The 21,094-nt window shown below is 67.5% G+C and carries 15 protein-coding genes, 1 tRNA gene and 1 pseudogene; 10 read left to right on the top strand and 7 right to left on the bottom strand.

Annotation, left to right across the window (positions count from 1 at the left end; all coding sequences use genetic code 11):
* From ACFU6I_RS17305 to ACFU6I_RS17280, 6 genes are all read left to right on the top strand, one after another.
* On the top strand, nucleotides 1-1,277 hold a 1,277-nt coding region (locus ACFU6I_RS17305; protein ID WP_384366969.1), incomplete at its 5' end, for an OmpL47-type beta-barrel domain-containing protein.
* 346 nt (nucleotides 1,278-1,623) lie between these two features.
* Entirely contained in the window at nucleotides 1,624-2,784 is a 1,161-nt protein-coding gene (locus tag ACFU6I_RS17300) for an ROK family protein (RefSeq protein WP_384366966.1), read from the top strand.
* Nucleotides 2,785-2,947: 163 nt separating this feature from the next.
* Complete coding sequence (locus ACFU6I_RS17295; RefSeq protein ID WP_384366963.1) at nucleotides 2,948-3,565, top strand: dihydrofolate reductase family protein; 618 nt, start codon at nucleotides 2,948-2,950, stop codon at nucleotides 3,563-3,565.
* A gap of 156 nt (nucleotides 3,566-3,721) precedes the next feature.
* On the top strand, nucleotides 3,722-6,226 hold the full coding sequence (gene pepN, locus ACFU6I_RS17290) for an aminopeptidase N (RefSeq protein WP_384366960.1): 2,505 nt from the start codon (nucleotides 3,722-3,724) through the stop codon (nucleotides 6,224-6,226).
* A gap of 233 nt (nucleotides 6,227-6,459) precedes the next feature.
* Entirely contained in the window at nucleotides 6,460-7,866 is a 1,407-nt protein-coding gene (locus tag ACFU6I_RS17285; protein WP_384366957.1) for a pyridoxal phosphate-dependent decarboxylase family protein, read from the top strand.
* Complete coding sequence (locus ACFU6I_RS17280; RefSeq protein WP_384366954.1) at nucleotides 7,863-9,272, top strand: lysine N(6)-hydroxylase/L-ornithine N(5)-oxygenase family protein; 1,410 nt, start codon at nucleotides 7,863-7,865, stop codon at nucleotides 9,270-9,272. The genes ACFU6I_RS17285 and ACFU6I_RS17280 overlap by 4 nt, the downstream gene beginning before the upstream one ends.
* A gap of 68 nt (nucleotides 9,273-9,340) precedes the next feature.
* On the opposite strand, the gene ACFU6I_RS17275 is transcribed toward ACFU6I_RS17280, so the two are convergent.
* Entirely contained in the window at nucleotides 9,341-11,140 is a 1,800-nt protein-coding gene (locus ACFU6I_RS17275) for a bifunctional metallophosphatase/5'-nucleotidase (RefSeq protein ID WP_384366951.1), read from the bottom strand.
* 434 nt (nucleotides 11,141-11,574) lie between these two features.
* Here ACFU6I_RS17275 and pyk point away from each other — a divergent pair, with 434 nt between their 5' ends.
* Nucleotides 11,575-13,008, top strand: coding sequence for a pyruvate kinase (gene pyk, locus ACFU6I_RS17270; RefSeq protein WP_345514676.1), 1,434 nt, complete (start codon nucleotides 11,575-11,577; stop codon nucleotides 13,006-13,008).
* 72 nt (nucleotides 13,009-13,080) lie between these two features.
* Here the strand turns inward: pyk and ACFU6I_RS17265 are convergent.
* Together ACFU6I_RS17265 and ACFU6I_RS17260 are read right to left on the bottom strand one after the other, a co-directional pair.
* Nucleotides 13,081-13,461, bottom strand: a pseudogene (locus tag ACFU6I_RS17265) (helix-turn-helix domain-containing protein); the annotation flags it as partial.
* Nucleotides 13,462-13,543: 82 nt separating this feature from the next.
* Nucleotides 13,544-13,626 (bottom strand) — tRNA-Leu (locus ACFU6I_RS17260).
* A gap of 565 nt (nucleotides 13,627-14,191) precedes the next feature.
* On the opposite strand from ACFU6I_RS17260, the gene ACFU6I_RS17255 reads away from it, so the two are divergent.
* The 3 genes from ACFU6I_RS17255 to ACFU6I_RS17245 all read left to right on the top strand — a co-directional run bounded on the left by ACFU6I_RS17255 (nucleotide 14,192) and on the right by ACFU6I_RS17245 (nucleotide 16,554).
* Nucleotides 14,192-14,626, top strand: coding sequence for a peptidase inhibitor family I36 protein (locus ACFU6I_RS17255; RefSeq protein ID WP_384366948.1), 435 nt, complete (start codon nucleotides 14,192-14,194; stop codon nucleotides 14,624-14,626).
* A gap of 5 nt (nucleotides 14,627-14,631) precedes the next feature.
* A complete protein-coding gene (locus ACFU6I_RS17250) occupies nucleotides 14,632-15,546 on the top strand; it encodes a hypothetical protein (protein WP_384366945.1) in 915 nt (304 codons plus the stop codon).
* A 348-nt stretch (nucleotides 15,547-15,894) separates the two neighbouring features.
* Nucleotides 15,895-16,554 (top strand): response regulator, encoded by a 660-nt coding sequence (locus ACFU6I_RS17245; RefSeq protein WP_345514679.1) that lies wholly within the window; start codon nucleotides 15,895-15,897, stop codon nucleotides 16,552-16,554.
* Between the two features lie 78 nt (nucleotides 16,555-16,632).
* On the opposite strand, the gene ACFU6I_RS17240 is transcribed toward ACFU6I_RS17245, so the two are convergent.
* Genes ACFU6I_RS17240 through ACFU6I_RS17225 form a run of 4 tightly spaced genes read right to left on the bottom strand, consistent with a single transcriptional unit; the run spans nucleotide 16,633 to nucleotide 20,988 of the window.
* The gene (locus tag ACFU6I_RS17240; protein WP_384366942.1) at nucleotides 16,633-17,349 is read right to left on the bottom strand and encodes an ABC transporter ATP-binding protein; all 717 of its coding nucleotides are present in this window, start codon (nucleotides 17,347-17,349) and stop codon (nucleotides 16,633-16,635) included.
* The gene (locus ACFU6I_RS17235) at nucleotides 17,346-18,248 is read right to left on the bottom strand and encodes an ABC transporter ATP-binding protein (RefSeq protein WP_384367098.1); all 903 of its coding nucleotides are present in this window, start codon (nucleotides 18,246-18,248) and stop codon (nucleotides 17,346-17,348) included. The genes ACFU6I_RS17240 and ACFU6I_RS17235 overlap by 4 nt, the downstream gene beginning before the upstream one ends.
* 5 nt (nucleotides 18,249-18,253) lie before the next feature.
* Nucleotides 18,254-20,053 (bottom strand): branched-chain amino acid ABC transporter permease, encoded by a 1,800-nt coding sequence (locus tag ACFU6I_RS17230; protein WP_384366939.1) that lies wholly within the window; start codon nucleotides 20,051-20,053, stop codon nucleotides 18,254-18,256.
* A gap of 5 nt (nucleotides 20,054-20,058) precedes the next feature.
* The gene (locus ACFU6I_RS17225) at nucleotides 20,059-20,988 is read right to left on the bottom strand and encodes a branched-chain amino acid ABC transporter permease (RefSeq protein WP_384366936.1); all 930 of its coding nucleotides are present in this window, start codon (nucleotides 20,986-20,988) and stop codon (nucleotides 20,059-20,061) included.
* Between the last annotated feature and the right edge of the window lie 106 nt (nucleotides 20,989-21,094).

Below are 21,094 nucleotides of genomic sequence, written 5' to 3'. Positions count from 1 at the left end.
ATGGTGCGTCCTACCGCAGCTACACGGTGCCGGTTGACGTCGACGCCGTGGGTCGGCACACGTTGAGCTACCGGGCGACGGACAAGGCGGGCAACACCTCGTCGGTGAAGTCGGTGGAGTTCACTGTCGTGGCGCCGGAGCCGCCGAAGGACACCACGCCGCCCGAGACCTCCGCGACGGTGTCGGGGACGAAGGACTCCGCCGGGAACTACGTTTCCAGCGCCACGGTCACAGTGACCGCTTCCGATGCCGAGTCGGGCGTGGCCGGGATCGAATATGCCCTCGACGGTGCCTCATACAGCAACTATGCAACGCCAGTTGTGGTGAACAGCGTGGGTCGGCACACGTTGAGCTACCGGGCGACGGACAAGGCGGGCAACACGTCGTCGGTGAAGTCGGTGGAGTTCACTGTCGTGGCACCGGAGCCGCCGAAGGACACCACGCCGCCCGAGACCTCCGCGACAGTGTCCGGAACCAAGGACTCCGCCGGGAACTACGTGTCCAGCGCGACCGTCACAGTGACCGCCTCCGACGCCGATTCGGGCGTGGCGGGAATCGAGTACTCCCTCGACGGCGCGTCCTACCGCAGCTACACGGCGCCCGTTGGCGTCGACGCCGTGGGCCGGCACACGCTGAGCTACCGGGCGACCGACAAGGCGGGCAACACCTCCACACCGCAGTCGGTGGAGTTCACCGTCGTGGCGGCTCCGCCCGCGGACAGGACGCCGCCGCAGGTGTCGGCCTCCGTGTCCGGCACGAAGAACGACTCCGGTGACTACGTCGGCAGCGCGACGGTGACGGTGACGGCTTCGGACGCGGAGTCGGGTGTGGCCAGGATCGAGTACTCCCTCGACGGCGGCCCCTACCTGCAGTACTCCGCCCCGGTGGCGATCGACAGAGCCGGGAGCCACACCTTGCTCTACCGGGCCAGCGACAAGGCCGGCAACACCTCCACGCCGCAGTCGCTGTCCCTCACCGTCGTCGACAGCAAGCCGCCGACCGACTGTCCTGAAACGGACGACCGCTCCACCGTGTTCACCGGCTCGATCAACACCGGTGTCCCGAACCGCGTCACGACCAACGGCTGCACGGTCAACGAGCTGATCGAGGACCACCGGGCCTGGAAGAACCACGGCGCGTTCGTCTCACACGTCGGGGACATCGTCACGACACTGCGGAAGGAGGGAGTCCTGGACCAGCGGGAGGCCGCCCTGATCAAGAAGGCGGCCGGCCAGTCCGACGTCGGCATGCCGAACCACAGTCTCGCCGGTCGCTGAGTTCACGGCCGGGCGGTGACGCCGCCTGAGCCATGTACCTCGGTCGGCTGCGGCGGCGGCCCGCCGGGCGAACCGGACAACGCACCAGAACCGATGGGGTGGAGCTGGACGTGCTCCACCCCATCGGGCCTGGCCGCCTCTGCAAGAGCCCGGGCGGCAACGAGACTGTTCTGCTTCGAACCGACTTTGTTCAACTGCTGATGAAAGTCCTGTGACTCGGTTTCTTTTGCCGTCGACGGCACGGTGCTACGGTCCGGTAGAATTCGCGCCCCCGAGCACCGGGCATGCGAGCGGCTCTGACCACGACGGGGGCGGCGTGAGGAGTACGACGGTTCGACCGGCCAACATGCATCAGGCTCGGCTGCTCCGCCTCCTGCGCGACCTCGGCCCGCAGTCCCGGGTCGCCCTGGGGGACCTGGTCGAGCTGTCGCGCTCCAAGCTCGCGTTCGAGATCGACCGGCTGCTGGAAACCGGTCTGGTCGTCCCGGACGGCCTGGCCGCCTCCCGCGGCGGCCGCCGCTCGCACAACGTGCGGGTCGCCCCGTCGCTGCGGTTCCTCGGCGTGGACATCGGTGCCACCTCCGTGGATGTCGCGGTCACCAACGCAGAGTTGGAGGTCCTCGGCCACGTGGCCGAGCCGCTGGACGTGCGCGACGGCCCGGTCGCGGTCTTCGAACGGGTGCTGGCGTTGGCCGGCAAGCTGCGCGAGGCGACGTCGACGGAACACTTCGACGGTGCCGGGATCGGTGTGCCGGGGCCCGTCCGGTTCCCGGAGGGTGTCCCCGTCGCGCCGCCGATCATGCCCGGGTGGAACGGCTTCCCCGTCCGCGAGGCGATGAGCCAGGAGCTCGGTTGCCCCGTCCTCGTCGACAACGACGTGAACCTGATGGCCCTGGGCGAGCAGCAGGCCGGCGTCGCCCGGTCCGTACGTGACTTCTTGTGCGTGAAGCTCGGGACCGGCATCGGCTGCGGCATCGTCGTCGGCGGCGAGGTCCACCGCGGCATGACCGGCAGTGCCGGTGACATCGGCCACATCCAGGTGGACCCGGACGGGCTGCGGTGCGCCTGCGGCAATACGGGTTGCCTGGAGGCCTACTTCGGCGGGAACGCCCTCGTGCGCGACGCGACCGCGTTCGCCCAGTCCGGCCGCTCGACGGAGCTGGCCGGACGGCTTGCATCGGCCGGGAGGCTGACCCCCGAGGACGTGTCGGCCGCCGCGGCCGCCGGGGACGCCGCGGCCCTGGATCTGATCCGCCGGGGAGGCAACCGCACCGGTCAGGTCATCGCCGGCCTGGTCAGCTTCTTCAACCCCGGCCTGGTGGTCATCGGAGGAGGGCTCACCGGACTGGGCCACAACCTCCTGGCGAGCATCCGCACCCAGGTCTACGGTCAGTCGCTGCCGCTGGCGACCGGCAACCTGCCGATCGTGCTCGGCGAACTCGGCCAGGTCGCCGGCGTCGTCGGCGCCGCCCGGCTGATCAGCAACCACATCTTCTCACCGTCGTGACGCTTCGTTGCGCGGCCGGAACCCGTGGTGAGGCGGGGCCCGCGACGTACCGCGCCTTGAGAGCGGGGCCGACCCGAGCCCGACCGTGATCAGGAAGGGTGGATTTCGGGCAGATCATCCTGACACGGACCCACACCCACAGGGCAGGCGTATCGTCCGGCCCGTGACCGATTCCCGCACACAGACGACGAGGAAGATCATCCTGATGACGTCGGTGTCCCTCGACGGATTCATCGAGGGACCTGACCGCGACATCGGCTGGCACCTCGTCGACGACGAACTGCACCGCCACTTCAACGAAGAGCTCAGCACCATGGGCGGCTTCCTCACCGGACGCGTCACCCACGAGCTCATGGCGGACTTCTGGCCCACTGCCGACGCCGACCCCGCCAACGCCGGACCCGTCGCGGACTACGCCCGAATCTGGCGGGACATGCCCAAAACCGTGTTCTCCCGGACCCTGGAAACCACCGACTGGAACACCACCGTCCTACGCGAGGTCGACCCCGAACAGATCCGGGCACTCACCGCACAGCCCGGCGGTGACCTGGCCCTCGGCGGCGCCGATCTCGCAGCGGCCTTCCGACAGCACGACCTGATCGACGAATACCGGATCTACGTCCACCCCGTACTCATCGGACGCGGCAAACCCCTGTTCCAGGCATCCGACACCAGAACCGGCCTGCGTCTCGCCGGGACCCGCACCTTCGGCAACGGAGTCGTCCTCCTCCACCACCGGCGCGCCGACCCCACCCCGCCGGAGACCACCTCAGGACACTGACCCCGCGGACCCGCCGCGTGGAACCGCCCCGCGAACCCACCCCGCCGAACCCATCCCGCCGACCCCGCCCCGCGCACCCACCCCGCGAACCCGCACCGGCTCAGCCCTGCGAGAACCCACCTGTGCACCCCCCACCCCATGCGGCAGAGTGGATCCATGTCCGTACTGACGCGCGACGAAGCGCAGACCCGAGCCCAGTTCCTCGACGTGGACAAGTACACGATCGACCTCGATCTGACCACGGGAGACGACACCTTCGACTCCCGCACCGTCATCCAATTCACCGCACTCGCGGCCGGAGACACCTTCGTCGAGCTCAAGCCCGCCACCCTGCGCTCCATCACCCTCGACGGACAGCCCCTCGACCCCGCCGACCTCACCGAGAACCGGTTCCCCCTCACCGCACTCACCCCCGGCGCACACGAACTCCGTATCGACGCCGCCATGCGCTACTCCCGCACCGGCGAAGGCATGCACCGCTTCACCGACCCCACCGACGGCGAAACCTACCTCTACACCCAGCTCTTCATGGAAGACGTCCAACGCGTCTTCGCCGCATTCGACCAGCCCGACCTCAAGTCCGTCTTCGCCCTCACCGTCACCGCCCCCGAGAACTCGACCGTCCTCGGCAACGGCATCGCCCGACACACCGGCAACGGCCGGTGGACCATCGCCCCCACCCCACTGATCTCCACCTACCTCGTCGCCGTCGCCGCCGGACCCTGGCACTCCGTCACCACCGAGCACGCCGGGAAGCCCTTCGGCATACACTGCCGGCGCTCCCTCGCCCCCCACCTCGACGCCGACGCCGACGAAATCCTCGACATCACCCGCGCCTGCTTCGACCGCTTCCACGAAAAATTCGACGAGCCCTACCCCTTCGACTCCTACGACCAGGCATTCGTCCCCGAATTCAATGCCGGCGCCATGGAGAACCCCGGACTCGTCACCTTCCGCGACGAATTCATCTACCGCTCCGCCGTCACCGACACCGAACGCCAAGTCCGCGGCATGGTCATCGCCCACGAAATGGCCCACATGTGGTTCGGCGACCTCGTCACCCTCGCCTGGTGGGACGACATCTGGCTCAACGAGTCATTCGCCGAATACATGGGCTACCAGACCCTCGCCGAAGCCACCCGCTTCACCGACACCTGGGTCGACTTCGGCGTGGCCCGCAAGGGCTGGGGATACGACGCCGACCAGCGTCCCACCACCCACCCCGTCGCCCCCGACCCCGCCGCGGTCCCCGACACCGCATCCGCGATGCTCAACTTCGACGGCATCTCCTACGCCAAGGGCGCATCCGCCCTCCGCCAGCTCGTCACCTGGCTCGGCGAGAAGGACTTCCTCGCCGGCATCAACACCCACTTCGCGCGCCACAAATTCGGCAACGCCACCCTCGCCGACTTCATCGACAACCTCGCCTCCGCCACCGATCGTGACGTCCACGCCTGGGCCGACCAATGGCTCCGCACCACCGGCGTCGACACCCTCACCCCCCACGTCGAAGAAGCCGACACCACCTGGTCCCTCACCGTCGACCACCACGGCACCCGCCCCCACCGCATCGCCGTCGGCGCCTACGACCACACCCTCGACACCCAGCCGGGCCCCGACCAGCTCGTCCTCCGCGAACGCTTCGAACTCGACATCCCCCAGGACGGCACCCCCACCACCCGCCCCGGCCGCCGCCCCGCCCTCCTCGTCCTCAACGACGGCGACCTCACCTACGCCAAGATCCGCCCCGACGCACCCTCCTGGAACACCGTCGTACGCAGCCTCTCCGGCATCCCCGACGCCCTCACCCGAGCCGTCATCTGGAACAGCGCCCGCGACATGGTCCGCGACGGCGAACTCGACCCCGCCACCTACCTCGAAACCGCCCGCACCCACCTCCCGTACGAAACCGACCTCGCCCTCCTCCAAGGCGTCCTGGGCTTCGCCGGCACCCAGATCGCCGCACACTACGTCACCCCGGAGAACCGCCCCGCAGTCCTCGCCACCCTCACCTCCCTCTGCCGCGACCTCATCCGCCGCACAGAAGACGGCACCAACCCCGGCCTCCGACTCACCGCCGTACGCCACCTCATCGACGCCGCCACCCAGCCCGACACCCTCCAGACCTGGCTCACCGACGGCACCGTCCCCGGCGGACCCGAACTCGACCCCGAACTCCGCTGGCGCATCCTCACCCGCCTCGCCACCCTCGGCGCCATCGACGAAACCACCATCGCCACCGAACTCGAGAACGACCCCAGCGCCACCGGCCAGGAAGGCGCCGCCCGCTGCCGCGCCGCCCTCCCCACCCCCGAAGCCAAAGCCGCCGCCTGGGACGCCCTGTTCAACGACGACACCCTCTCCAACTACCTTTTCATCGCCACCGCGCAAGGCTTCTGGCAAGCCGAACAGACCGATCTCACCAGTGAGTACGTCCCGCGCTACTACCCGGACGCCACCCAACTCGCCGCCCGCCGGGGCCCCGCCATCGCCGAAGCCGCGGGACGCCACGCCTTCCCCACCTACGCGATCACCGCCGACAACCTCCACCTCGGCGAACAAGCACTGGACGGCAACACCCTCATCCCCGCCCTGCGCCGCAAGCTCGCCGACCAGATCGACGACCTCCGCCGCGCCCTCGCCGTACGCAACGCCCACTGACCCACAACCCCGCACCACCCCCACAACCACACACCGCACCACCCGTGCCCGGCCCACCCTCACCACCGAGGGGAAGCCGGGCACACCCATACCACCACCGCCCCCCACCACCACCCCCACAGCCACCACCCGTCCCCCTTTCGAGTTCAGATCACCGAGCTCACCGGCCGCGCCACCAGAAACCCGGACAAGCTGACACGTCCACCCACGCGCGCGCGAAGGACCCCACCACCATGCCCACCCCACCCCTCGCCGGAGGCACCACCGGCCCCACCGCCCTGCGCCCCCTCCTCGACACCGTCCTCACCGCACTCCACGACGGAGCCGAACAACGCCACGGCCCCCTACCCGCCGGCGGACCCCAAGCCGTCACCGACCACATACACCACGCCACCCACCCCCTCATCCCCGACCAGGGCACCGGCCCCCACCACGCCCTCCGCACCCTCATCACCGCACTCACCCAAGGCGCCGCAGACCCCGCACACCCCCACTGCACCGCCCACCTCCACACCCCACCCCTCGCCCTCGCCGCAGCCGCCGACCTCGCCGCCTCCGCCCTCAACCCCTCCATGGACTCCTGGGACCAAGCACCCGCAGCCTCAACCCTCGAGACCGACACCACCACCGCACTCGCCGCCGAGATCTACCCCCACCGACCCCACCCCGACGCCCTCATCACCACCGGCGGCACCGAAGCCAACCAGCTCGCCCTCCTCCTCGCCCGCGAACGCCACGGCGCCGTACAGACCGTCACCGGCGCCAACGCCCACCACAGCATCACCCGCGCCGCCTGGCTCCTCGGCCTCCCCGAACCCCACACCATCCCCGCCCCCACCGGCGTCATGGACCTCACGGCACTCGAAGAAGCCCTCACCCGGCTCCGCACCCCCCACCGAGCCCTCTTCGTCACCGCCACCGCAGGCACCACCGACACCGGACAGATCGACCCCCTCGACGACATCGCCGACCTCTGCACCACCCACGGCGCCGAACTCCACATCGACGCCGCCTACGGCGGACCACTCCTCTTCAGCCCCACCCACCGCACCAAAATCCACGGCCTCGACCGCGCCCACAGCGTCACCCTCGACCTCCACAAACTCGGCTGGCAACCCGCCTCAGCAGGCATCCTCGCCGTCCCCGACCACCACCACCTCCACCCGCTCCACCACCACGCCCCCTACCTCAACGCCCACGACGACACCCAAGCCGGCCTCCCCGACCTCCTCGGCCGCTCACTGCGCACCACCCGCCGCCCCGACGCACTCAAGATCGCCGTCACCCTCCAAGCCCTCGGCCGCAACGGACTCGCCGACCTCATCGACCACACCGTCAACACCGCCCACCAACTCGCCGACCTCATCACCCACAACCCCACCCTCGACCTCTACCAACCACCCACCATCACCACCGTCCTCTTCCGCCCCACCGACGCCACCGACCACACCGTCGCCACCGTCCGCCGCACCCTCCTCACCACCGGCCGAGCCGTCCTCGGCCGCGCCCACGCCGACAACCGCCTCTGGCTCAAAGCCACCCTTCTCAACCCTCACACCACCCGCCACGACCTCCAGACCCTCCTCGACCTCATCACCCACCTCACTCACACAGTCCAGAAAGGCAACCCACCCCGATGACCGACCGACCCACCCCCGACCCCGGCCAGCCACACGACCTCGTCGGCATCGGCATCGGCCCCTTCAACCTCTCCCTCGCCGCCCTCGCCCACGGCATCCACCCCCTCGCCGCGACCTTCTACGAACAACGCCCCGCCTTCCACTGGCACCCCGGACTCCTCATCGACGGCTCCAGCCTCCAGGTCCCCTTCCTCGCCGACCTCGTCACCCTCGCGGACCCCTCAAGCCCCTGGACGTTCCTCAACTACCTACGCAGCCGCGACCGCCTCTTCCCCTTCTACTTCGCCGAGCGCTTCCACATCGCACGCGCCGAATACGACGCCTACTGCCGCTGGGTCACCGACCAACTCCCCGGACTCCACTTCGGCCACCAAGTCGACGCCATCCGCTGGAACCCCGAACGCACCCTCTACGAAGTCGACTTCACCCAACTCGACACCCACGGCGAAGTCGAAGCCCTCGGCCGCGCCTACACCCGCCACATCGCCCTCGGCATCGGCACCGAACCCTTCATCCCCGACCCGCTCAAACCCCTCGCCCAAGCCGAATCCGTCCCCGTCATCCACTCCGCCGACTACCTCCACCACCGCGAACAACTGCTCCAGGCCGAACACATCACCGTCATCGGCTCCGGCCAATCAGGCGCCGAAATCTTCCTCGACCTCCTCCGCGCCCGCCCCGCCGGACACGAAAGACTCCACTGGCTCGCCCGCACCGGCGCCTTCGCCCCCATGGAGTACTCAAAGCTCGGCCTCGAACACTTCACCCCCGACTACAGCCGCTACTTCCACGCACTCCCCGAATCCGTACGCGACGAACTCATCCCGCACCAATGGCAACTTCACAAAGGCATCGACGCCGACACCATCGCCGCCATCCACGACGAGCTCTACCGGCGCACCCTCCACGGCGGCTGGCCCGACACCACCCTCACCCCCGGCGTCCACGTACGCACCGCAGGCCGCCTCGCCAACACCCGCGTCGAACTCCACCTCGAACACACCCAACAGAACACCCGCACCCGCCTCACCACCGACGCCGTCGTCCTCGCCACCGGCTACCGCGAACGCCCCCTCGACCGCCTCCTCACCGGCCTCACCCCCCACATCCGCCGCGACGCCGCCGGACGACCCCGCATCGACGCCCAGTTCCGCCTCGAACTCGACCCCACCGTCACCGGCAACATCTACGTACAGAACGCCGAACGCCACACCCACGGCGTCGGAGCCCCCGACCTCGGACTCGCCGCCTGGCGCAGCGCCACCATCCTCAACAACCTCACCCGGACCAACGCCTACCCCCTCCCACAACGCACCGCCTTCACCACCTTCGGCCTCACCCCCGGGAACACCCCCCACATCCCCCACCAGCACCCCGCCCTCATCCCGCTCGTCCGAGGCAACTGACCCCCGCACCCACAACAAAAGGCGGCCGCCCCCTCAAAGAGGAGACGGCCGCCACACCCGCCCAACCGCTAGAACACCGGCACACCGTCCCGCGTCAGCCGCCAGTCGACCGAAGCGAATTGCGCACCATCCACCGAACCCTTCGCCTGCACCCAGCCGATGATCGTGTTCCGGATCTCCTCCGAATTCGCCCACAGCTGCTTCGCACCCGGCACATGCGGGAAGTTACCCCCACCGCTCGCCCGATAATTGTTCACCGCCAGCACGAACTCCGCCGCCGGATCGATCGCCTTGCCCTCGAACGACAGATTCACAATCCGCGAACCATTCGGCTTCGCAATATCGATCTCATACGTCAGACCCGACACCGCGTCATAGTTGTAGTCCGGCGTGTTGTCCGCATTCGTCAACTTCGACGTATCCACCGGAGCACCCGCGGCCGTCTGCACGTAATACCGCGCCGAGAACTCCAGATAATCCTTGATCTGCGCACCCGTCAGCAACCGTGCCTCAAGCGTGTTCTCGAACGGATACAGCCCCGCCGCATCCTTGATCGTCACATTCCCCGCCGGAATCTGCGCCGTACGGGAGAAACACGACGCCTGCGACAGCACAGGCAGCGACGCATACGCGCCACCCGCCAGAGCCGCCTTCACCGTCTCCGCCTGAACCACATTGATCAGATCAATGATCGGCTCGTCCTTCCAGGCCGCCTCCGCCGTCGTCATCGCCGCCGTAGACGTACCGATCACCTGATTGACGTATGCCACAACCTTCTTGTGCTCATCCGCCAACAACCCCGTGATCTTCGGGTCCTCCGCCACCACGTTCGAGTTCAACACCCGCGAACCCGCGCCCTCCACCACCCAGCGGCCCTTCTCCCACACCAGATCGAAGTCGAACAGCGTCAACCGCTGCCCCCACTTCAACGGCTCGGAGAGCACCACCTTCTTGCCCGTCTCCTTGTTCTCCACGAAGTACTCGGGGATCTCCAGGTGAGCATGACCGACAAGAATCGCATCGATACCCGGCACCTGCTCCGCCACCAGAGCCGCCGCGTTCTCCACGTACGGAACCTGATCACCGTACGACGACGTCCCACTGGTCCCCGAATGCGCCGACACGATCACGACATCCGCCCCCATGGACCGAAGCCGCGGCACGAACTTCGCCGCCTGCTCCTCCAGCCCCGGGAACACCATCCTGCCGCTGACATTCGCCTTGTCCCAGATCGCGATCCCCGGGTTCGTCAGACCCAGAATCGCCACCTTCACATCCCGACCGTGCGGCGTACGCATCTGCTTGATCACATACGGGGCGAACGCCGGCCGCAACGTCTTCGCATCCAGCGCGTTCGCACCCAGCAGCGGAAAATCGCACTGCTCCTCGAACTTCCGCAGCACCGGAATGCCGTAGTTGAACTCATGGTTGCCCAGCGCCGCCGCGTCATACCCGATCGCGTTCATCGCCTGCGCCATCGGATGGATCGGACCACGCTGCGCCGTGATCGGATCGATCTTCGCGTAGTAATACGAAAGCTGAGTGCCCTGGATCGTGTCACCCGCATCGATCATCAGGGTGTTGTGACGGCCCTTCTCCGCACGGACCTGCTCCACCAGCGTCGAGATCTTCGCCAGACCCACATCGTTGTGCGCCTTGTCGTCGAACTCCTTGTCCGTGAAGTAGTCCCAGTTGAAGACATTCCCATGCAGATCGGTCGTACCCATCACCGTGAACGAGTACCGCTTCGGCGGACGCCCGGATCCGAGACCCTGGGCCTCGGCAGGCACAGCCACACCCCCGGCCATCGCCACACCGGCCCCGGCCGCAGCCGATGTGCCCAGGAACGTCCTACGGTTGAGCGGCATCTCGTCTCCCACAGATCAGATCTCGCAGTACACAACGCGCGTAGATAATGACCCACCGGCCGCGCCCCGCAACACCCCCTGCAGGTTTCTATCTGATGACCACACGGGTCGGACCCCGACGTGACAGTGGCCCCATGACCCGCACATCAGCCCCCTACGGCACCCCCGGCCGCCCCCGGCAGCTTCCGCGGCCGTGCCGCATGCGGCGGAGCAGAACCCGAAGCATCCCCGCCGTCGACCTCGAACCCCAACGGCAGCCCTTAGGCCCAGGTGAACGCCCGCTTCACCATGGAACCCCCAAAACTCTGAAAACAATGCTCATCAGAGCACCCCGCTGCACAATTCAACACTTGTCAATAACCCTTCACCCAAAGGTTGTTGAGACGACACGCAGACCCAATTCGCTACCCGTAGGTAAGGTCTAGGCTCAAACCATGCGCCGAGCAAAAATCGTCTGCACCCTGGGCCCAGCCACCGACACATACGAGCAGATCAAGGCACTCGTCGAAGCCGGAATGGACATCGCCCGCTTCAACCTCAGCCACGGCTCCTACGTCGAACACGAACAGCGCTACCGCCACGTACGCAAAGCCTCCGACGAAACCGGACGCAGCGTCGGGATCCTCGCCGACCTTCAAGGCCCGAAGATCCGCCTGGGCCGCTTTCGCGAGGGCCCCGTACTCCTTGAACGCGGCGACAGCTTCACCATCACCGTCGAACCCACCGAAGGCGACCGCAACACCTGCGGCACCACCTACGAAGGCCTCCACACCGACGTCACCACCGGCGAACGCATCCTCGTCGACGACGGCCGCGTCACCCTCGAAGTCACCGACGTCGACGGCCCCCGCGTCCACACCACCGTCATCGAAGGAGGCATGGTCTCCGACAACAAGGGCCTCAACCTCCCCGGCGTCGCCGTCTCCGTCCCCGCACTCTCCGAAAAGGACATCGAAGACCTCCGCTGGGCCCTGCGCACCGGCGCCGACGTCATCGCCCTCTCCTTCGTGCGCAGCGGACGCGACATCGACGACGTCCACCGCATCATGGACGAAGAAGGCCGCCGCCTCCCCGTCATCGCCAAAGTCGAAAAACCCCAGGCCGTCGAGAACATCGACGACATCGTCGCCGCATTCGACGGCATCATGGTCGCCCGCGGCGACCTCGGCGTCGAAATGCCCCTCGAACAAGTCCCCATCGTCCAGAAGCGCGCCATCAAACTGGCCAAGCGCAACGCCAAACCGGTCATCGTCGCCACCCAGATGCTCGACTCGATGATCGACAACTCCCGCCCCACCCGAGCCGAAGCATCCGACGTCGCCAACGCCGTCATCGACGGCACCGACGCGGTGATGCTCTCCGGCGAGACCAGCGTCGGCAAGTACCCCATCGAAACGGTCCGCACGATGTCCCGCATCGTCGAAGCAGCCGAGGAAGACATCCTCGCCAAGGGCCTGCCCCCGCTCACCGACCGCAACAAGCCCCGCACCCAGGGCGGCGCGGTCGCCCGCGCAGCCGCCGAGATGGGCGACTTCCTCGGCGCGAAGTTCCTCGTCGCCTTCACCCAGAGCGGCGACACGGTCAAGCGCCTCTCCCGCTACCGCTCACCCATCCCGCTGCTGGCCTTCACCCCGGACCCGGCCACCCGCTCCCAGCTGAACCTCACATGGGGCGTCGAGACCTTCCTCGGCCCGCGCGTCGACTCCACGGACGCGATGGTCGCCCAGGTCGACGAGGAGCTCCTGCGGATCGGCCGCTGCGAAAAGGGCGACATCGTGGTCATCACGGCCGGCTCCCCGCCCGGCGTCCCCGGATCGACGAACCTGGTCCGCGTGCACCACATCGGCGAGGACGACAGCCCCAAGTAGATCGGTCGTCAGTGCTTCGGCCCGACGTGAGCGTCCATGAGAGCGACGGACGCCCGTCGGGCGACGGAGATGTTGTACCCGGCAGGTGGCGTTGTCCGGGAACACCTTGCGTATCGCCGCTTCGGCCTCGTCCTGAATGCCGGGCCAGGGGTCGTCCGGAGTGATCATGAGGTTGGGCACTCGATGCTGTGAATACTGGCTTATATGGCCATCACCCAGGTAGAGGCCCAGAAGGTACGCACAGGAGGTCGAGTCGAGATCGACGCCGTCACACCGATGGCACTTCGGCTTGTGTGACCCCGGACACTCGCCCCGCTTGGAGCGATCAACAGGGAGCCAGTACGAGACGGTGCCGCGAGGCACATTCAGCTGACGTGCGACGTCCGCGCCCTTTGCGCCGGACCGGAGGAGGTTGAGCGCCTTCTGGCGCACTTCCATGCCGTGGAAGTTCACGTGACCACCCTGTGTGACGGGGTGTGGCCGTGAGCAGCAAAAAGCGGATGTTCACGAGAACGTGAGCATCCGCTATTGAGCGTGCCGGGTGCGGGAGTCGAACCCGCACGTCCTTTCGGACAGATGTGTTTGAGACATCAGCGTCTGCCATTCCGCCAACCCGGCTTGGTAGCCGCTCAGAAGTGTACCTGGTGACAGAAGCGTGCAGCAGGTAGGTGGGCTGGTTCGCAGCAGCACCTGCCCTGAACGAGGAACCCGGTGACCACCCCGAGTCACACCGGCCCGTCGTCGATGGCGGCAGCTCAGGTGCGGACCGCGGGATGTGCCGCTGCGGTCGATGTCCCTCTTTCGTGCTGACCGGCGGGACGAACGCACTCGGTCCGCGCCTCGCGAGCGCCGCCAGGACCGGATCCCGGTGACTGCTCGCCGAACACCGGGCAGGGCGTCGATTGCCCGGTCGGCGATGCGAGCCGAGTCGCCGGCCCGGTACTCGGCCGAGGCTCGCACTCGGCCTCGGGGCGCAGGGGGATCAGGGAACGGGAATTGGGCCCTGTAAGTGGGCACATTCAGAGACATCGGCAGAATGCTCCCTGATGTCCCTCCGCCGGGATGTTGCGCGCCGAAAAACTCAATTCCCTTACGGATCAAGGGTGTTACGATCGGGCGACTCGTGCGGCGAGGAATTCGTGCGCTGCACCATCAGTGTCTGACCTACACAGGGGGATTCTCCATGCGTGTGCGCCGCAAGATCGCCTCTCTGGGCCTTACCGCCACTGCCACGGCGGGACTCGTGCTCGGAATGGCCCCGCCGTCGCAAGCCTCCGCGGCGCTCTACTGCGATGACTACAACCCGTACTGCATGCTCTTCTACTACAACAGCGGTTACGCCGGTTCCTATACCGCGTTCGTGGGCTTCGACCACTACTCCTTGAACGGCTACACGTTCCTGCACACCGGCTCCGGAAAAGGCCAGTACGTCAAGAACAATGCGGCCTCTGCGTCGAACCTCAGCGACTTCGACCTGAACGTCTACTACAACAGCAACCTCGCGGGCGCGTGCGACTCCATACCGCCCTACAAGGGCGCCAGCCGTCTCGTGAAGACGTACAACAACAACGCGTCATTCGGTTACGGGCGTTACAACGCCAACTGCTACAAGTTCTGATCCGCATGCGACGCCTGGCACCGGCCTGCCTGGCCCTGGCCGCCGCCCTGCTCGGCTGCTCCCCCGGGAGTGGTGCGGGTGAGGGCGGCGGCCCGGCCGGGGCCGCCGAGAACCCCGTCGCGTCCGGTGGTCCGGCCGCCGAGCGGCAGGTCACCTACACCGACCGGCTGCCCATCGCCCGGTACAGCTACACCGACGCCGAGAACACCGCGATCGAGTCCGCCCAGCAGGTACTGACGCGCCGCTGCATGCGCACGTACGGGATCGTGTACGAGCCGCGGAAACCGACTACGGATGCTCCCGAGCTCGCCGACCGCCGCTATGGGCTGTCGAGCGCGAGCGAGGCGGCGGGCTTCGGATACCACCCGAATCGTGAAGCCCTGCCGAAGGCGCGGCCCGCCCTTCCGGCGGATGCCCTCCCGGTGTTCTACGGAAAGCGGGGTGTGGAACAGGGAGGCGGGGAAAAGGTCACGTACAAGGGGAAAGACGTCCCGGCGGACGGCTGTTTCGGTCAGTCGGTCGGAAAGCTCTCGAAGGAGTACGACGATCAGGCCGGGGCGGCGGTCGCGAGCCGTATCGCCACCGAGAGCTATGAGGAATCACTCACGGACCCGTCGGTGAAGGAGGGATTCCGGAAATGGTCCGCATGCATGCGGAATTCCGGCTTCCGATATGAGTCCCCGATGAGCCCGCTGAATAGCCCTGTGTTCCAGGGCAGGGCAGTCGCCGCGAAGGAGAAGAAGACCGCGGTCGCGGACGTGCGGTGCAAGGAGGAGACGGGATTGCTCGACATTTGGTTCAAGGCCGAGTCCAGGATCCAGAAGGCGGACGTCGAGAAGAACGTCGAGGCCCTGGAAAGGCTGCGCACGGCCCACCAGAAGAAGGCCGAGGCGGCGCGCCGCATTGTCGCGGAGGGCTAAGGGCTGTCCCTTGGCTTCGAATGCGCATGAGGGCCCGTCGGCGAGCCGACGGGCCCTCGTCGTGTCTCGAGCGGGTGCGCCAGTGTGTTGTGGGTGGGCCGGGCCGGCGACCTGGCTGCCGTGCCGGGTGCAGGGCTCCGGCGGTGCCGGCTGCTCGTCGGATCGGGTGCCCCGTGGCTCGTCCCCATCGGCGTCTGTACCTGCCGGCTCAGCGCCCGCGCCGAGCTGAAGGCCACTGTGTCCCTGACTCGCCGCATTTCCGCTGGACGGAATACCCGGGCAAGGCTGTGTGACGAGCGAATAGGTAGGCTCGTGGGAGGAGTATTGTGCCCCACACCGAGGAGCCCCGTGACCACGCCCGAGTCGCCCCAGCCCGTCGCCGACGACGACAAGTCGCACGTCCCGCCGCTGACGACCCGCGTCGTCATCGCCGAGGACGAGGCCCTCATCCGCCTCGACCTCAAAGAGATGCTCGAGGAAGAGGGCTACGCGGTCGTCGGCGAGGCCGGTGACGGCGAGAAGGCGGTCGAGCTCGCCCGGGAGCACCGGCCCGACCTCGTCATCCTCGATGTGAAGATGCCGATCCTCGACGGCATCTCCGCTGCCGAGCGCATCTCCGAGGAGTCCATCGCGCCCGTCCTGATGCTCACCGCTTTCTCACAGCGCGACCTGGTCGAGCGGGCGCGGGACGCCGGGGCGATGGCGTACCTCGTGAAGCCGTTCAGCAAGAGCGACGTGGTGCCGGCCATCGAGATGGCCGTGTCCCGGTTCGCGGAGCTGAAGGCTCTGGAGAGCGAGGTCGCGGACCTCGCGCAGCGGCTGGAGACGCGGAAGCTGGTGGACCGGGCGAAGAGCATTCTGCAGACGGATTACGGGCTGTCGGAGCCGGCGGCGTTCCGGTGGATCCAGAAGACGTCGATGGATCGTCGACTGTCGATGCAGCAGCTCGCCGAGGCGTTGATCGAGGATGCCGAGGAGAAGAAGAAAGCGGCGAAGGACGGCGAGTAGCCGCGTAGGTACGTACGGATGAGGCCCGCACCCCGGATCGATCGGGGTGCGGGCCTCATCCGTGTGGAATGGTGCGGGTCAGTCCTCGCCGAGGTACGCCTTGCGGACGGATTCGTCGTGGAGGAGGTTCTGGCCGGTTCCGGAGAGGACGATCTTGCCGACCTCCATGACGTGGCCCTCGTCGGCGAGTGAGAGCGCGGCCTGGGCGTTCTGCTCGACGAGCAGGATGGTGGTGCCCTGGGCCTTCAGCTCGACGATGGTCTCCATGATCTTCTGCATCATGATCGGGGAGAGGCCCATGGAGGGCTCGTCGAGCATGAGCAGTTTGGGCTGGGACATGAGGGCGCGGCCCATGGCGAGCATTTGCTGCTCGCCGCCCGAGAGGGTTCCTGCGGCCTGCTTCCGTCGTTCCCCGAGGATGGGGAAGAGGTCGTAGGCGCGCTGGACGTCCTTTTCGATGCCTGCTTTGTCGCTGCGGAGGTAGGCGCCGAGGAGGAGGTTCTCGGTGATCGTCAGCCGGGGGAAGATGTGGCGTCCCTCGGGGGAGTGGGCGAGGCCCAGGGAGACGATCTTGTGGGCGGGGATGTTGGTGAGGGGTTTGCCCTCGAAGAGGATCTGGCCGCCGATGGGCTTGAGGAGGCCGGAGAGGGTGCGCAGGGTGGTGGTCTTGCCTGCGCCGTTGGTGCCGATGAGGGTGACGACCTGGCCGACTTCGACGGTGAAGGAGATGCCTTTGACGGCTTCGATCTTGCCGTAGGCGACGCGGAGGTCTTCGACCTGGAGCAGTGCGGTCATCGGGTGTCCTCCTCTTCGGTGCGGGTGGTGCTGGTGTCGTCGTCGGCGGGGGCTTCGGCGTGTGCTTCGGCTTCCGCTGCTTCGACTTCGGCGACTTCTTCGGCGCCGGGGGCGCCTTCGAAGGGGGTGCCGAGATAGGCGGCGACGACGCGTTCGTCGCTCTGGACGACGTCGGAGGTGCCTTCGACGAGTTTTTCGCCCTGTACGAGGACGGCGACGCGGTCGCAGAGGTTGAAGATGAACCGCATGTCGTGCTCGATGACGAGGACGGCGATGCCTTGGTCGCGGATGGCGAAGATGAGTTCTTCGGTGACGCGGGTTTCCTGGGGGTTCATGCCGGCGGTGGGCTCGTCGAGGAGGAGGAGTCCGGGGTCGCTGGCGAGGGCGCGGGCGATTTCCAGCTTGCGCTGGTCTCCGTAGGGGAGGTTGCGCGCGAGGTGGTCGGCCTTGGTGTGGAGGCCGATGAATTCCAGGAGTTCCATGGCGCGTTCCCGGCTGGCGTTCTCGGCCTTGGTGAAGCCGGGGAGGCGCAGGAGGGCGGACCAGAGGCCTTCTTTGGTGCGGGTGTGGCGTCCGACGAGGACGTTTTCCAGGACGGTCATGTTGGCGAAGAGCCGGATGTTCTGGAAGGTGCGGGCGATGCCTGCCTGGGTGACGAGGTGGGGCTTGGGCGGCAGGACGGTGCCCTTGTAGCTGACTTTGCCTTCGGTGGGGACGTAGAGCCCGGTGAGGCAGTTGAAGAAGGTGGTTTTGCCGGCGCCGTTGGGTCCGATGAGGCCGACGATTTCGCCTGCGTTGACGGTGAGGTCGACGTTGCGTACGGCGGTGAGGCCGCCGAAGCGCATGGTCACGCCGCTTGCGTCGAGGACGGTGGTGGCGGTTTTCGTGGTGGTGGTCATGGTGGTCACGCCCCCGCCTTGGCGATGCCGGCGCCGGTTTCCTCGGACTGCCGTGGTTCCGGTACGTCGATCGGGTCGTTCTCGTGGAACTCGAGCTGTTTCCTGCGGTCGGCGACGAGGCCTTCGGGGCGGAAGCGCATCAGGAGGATGAGCGCGATGCCGAAGAGGAACAGCTGGTAGTCCTGCATGAACTGGAGTTTGGCCGGGATGAGGTAGAGCAGCGCCGCGCCGACGAAGGGTCCGCTGAGGGTTCCCATGCCGCCGAGGATGACGGCGGCGAGGAGGAAGGCGGAGTTCGGGGGTACGGAGCCGGCGAACTGGTACTGCTCGGGCGTCACGGTGTAGTTGACGTGTGACTGGACGGTGCCGGCGAGGCCGGCGAGGGTCGCGCCGAGGGCGAAGGCGAGCAGCTTGAGCCGGAAGGCGTTGATGCCCATGGCGGTGGCGGCGGTTTCGTCTTCGCGGATGGCGACCCAGGCGCGTCCGATGCGGGATTCTCCGGAGCGGCGGAAGACGAGGACGACGACGGCGGTGACGACGAGCATCAGCAGGTAGTAGTTGGCTGGCCTGCTGAGGGTGAAGGGGCCGATGTCGTGGCTGATTCCGAAGTCGATCCCGAGGAGGTTGAGGTCCGGGATGCTGGGGATGCCTTGGGAGCCGTTGGTGAGGTCGGGGCCGCTGTTGCCGTTGAGGTTGTTGACGGTGACGCGGAAGATCTCTCCGAAGCCGAGGGTGACGATGGCGAGGTAGTCGCCGCGCAGTCGGAGGGTCGGGGCGCCGATGAGGACGCCGAAGACGAGTGAGACTGCGGCTCCGGTGAGGACGGCGGCCCAGAAGGGGAACTGGACGCCGATGGCGGAGAGGGGTGCGCCGGAGACGAGGGCCGCGGCGTAGGCGCCGACGCCGAGGAAGGCGACGTAGCCGAGGTCGAGGAGCCCGGCGAGGCCGACGACGACGTTGAGGCCGAGGGCGACGGTCGCGAAGATGAGGATGTTGACGCCGATGAGGGTGTATTCCGCGGTGTCCTGGGTGAGGGGGAAGCAGAGTGCTGCGACCAGGGCTGCGGTGAGGGCGACGTTGCGGTGCTTCGTGGTCAGCGCGGTGATGCGGGAGATGAGTCCGGCGCGGGTGATTGCGGTGAACGCGAAGGCTGCGGTGATGAGGAAGCCGATGAACTGTTCGGATTCCTCGGTGGGGATGTCGATGCCGTAGGTGAAGACGTACAGCATGGCGCCGAAGGCCGCGGTGATGATGAGGATTTCGGCCCAGGCGGGGAGTGCTTTGGCGCGGGGTGCCGCGGGTGCGGTGAGGCTGTTGCGGAAGCGCTGCCAGGCGCCGGGCCGGGGTTCGTGCTGGGGGAGCGGTTCGTCGCTGGGGAGTGCGAGTGCGGCGACGGTGGAGATGAGTGCGCCGATGCCGCTGACCCAGGCGCCGGGTTCGAGGTTGACGACGCCGCCGAGCTCGAAGGCGATGGCTCCCATGGTGTAGCCGGTGGTGCCGAGGGTGCCGAGGGCGAGGAGCCGGACGGGGCTGTTGGTGCCGCCGGGGGTGAGCCAGCCGAGTCCTCGGATGCCGTATCCGCTGAGTACGAAGAGGAGGGTGAGGGTGGCGCTGGTGAGGGTGAGGATCTGGAGGCCGCCGGGGTAGCCGGTGACGGTGAGGTCGCCGGGGAATTCGGAGGTCCAGGTCCAGGCGAGGAAGGTGCCCGCGAGGGCGATGGCGGCGCCTGCGGCGGTGAGCGCGCGGGCGACGGGGGCGGGCAGCGGGACGAGCGTGTCCCGTGCCGGTGTGGTGTGGGTGGTCATCCGTATCACGCCCGATCCGCGACGCGTTCGCCGAGCAGGCCCTGGGGCCTGAGCAGCAGGACGATGATGAGGAGGACGAAGGCCCACACGTCCTTCCAGGCGCCGCCACCGAAGAGGTCCATGCCGGGGACGTCGCTCATGTAGCCGATGGCGAGGGATTCGGCGACGCCGAGTACGACTCCGCCGAGCATGGCGCCGTAGATGTTGCCGATGCCGCCGAGTACGGCTGCGGTGAACGCCTTGAGGCCCATGAGGAAGCCCATGCGGAAGCCGATCTGGCCGTTCTTGAGCCCGTAGGCGACGGCTGCGACGGCTGCGAACGTGGCGCCGATGGCGAAGGCCATGACGATGATGCGGTCGGTGTTGATGCCCATGAGCTTGGCGGTGTCCGGGTCCTGCGAGGTTGCCTGCATGCCGCGGCCGGAGCGGGTCTTGGAGACGAAGAGGCCGAGGGCGATCATGCAGACGGGTGCGGCGATGAGGACGAAGAGGTCACCGCGCTGGATGTTGGCGCCGAGGAAGTCGAAGGCGTCGCCCTTGAACTGGGGGAAGGGGTGGTCCTTCGTGGCGTTGGGGTACCACTTCCAGATGGCCTGCTGGAGTGCGAGGGAGAGTCCGATCGCGGTGATCAGCGGGGCGAGTCTGGGTGCGGTGCGCAGGGGCCGGTAGGCGAAGCGTTCGGCTGCGACGCTGATGGCGACGGAGCATATGACGCCGCCGATGATCATGAGGGGGACGATTGCGAGGAGGTTGGAGCCGGCCGGCATCCAGAGGTACACGGTGAGAGCTCCGAAGCCTCCGATCATGAAGATCTCGCCGTGGGCGAAGTTGATGAGCTGGATGATTCCGTAGACCATCGTGTAGCCGATCGCGATGAGACCGTACATCGCGCCGAGGATGAGTCCATTGGCCAGCTGTTGCGGCAGTTCGTTCACCGCAGGGCCTCCGTGGAGTGGTTCGGATATGGCACCGCGCGGGAGCGCTGGTTGCGCGCCCGGGGGGTGTGGTTTTCTGTTGATTCCCGGGGGGGCAGGTCAGTCC

This window comes from Streptomyces sp. NPDC057486 (assembly GCF_042802415.1).
In the GTDB taxonomy this organism is placed as follows: domain Bacteria; phylum Actinomycetota; class Actinomycetes; order Streptomycetales; family Streptomycetaceae; genus Streptomyces; species Streptomyces yanii.
The sequence above is the reverse complement of the archived record's forward strand: the minus strand, read 5'-3'. Positions and strand labels throughout refer to the sequence as shown.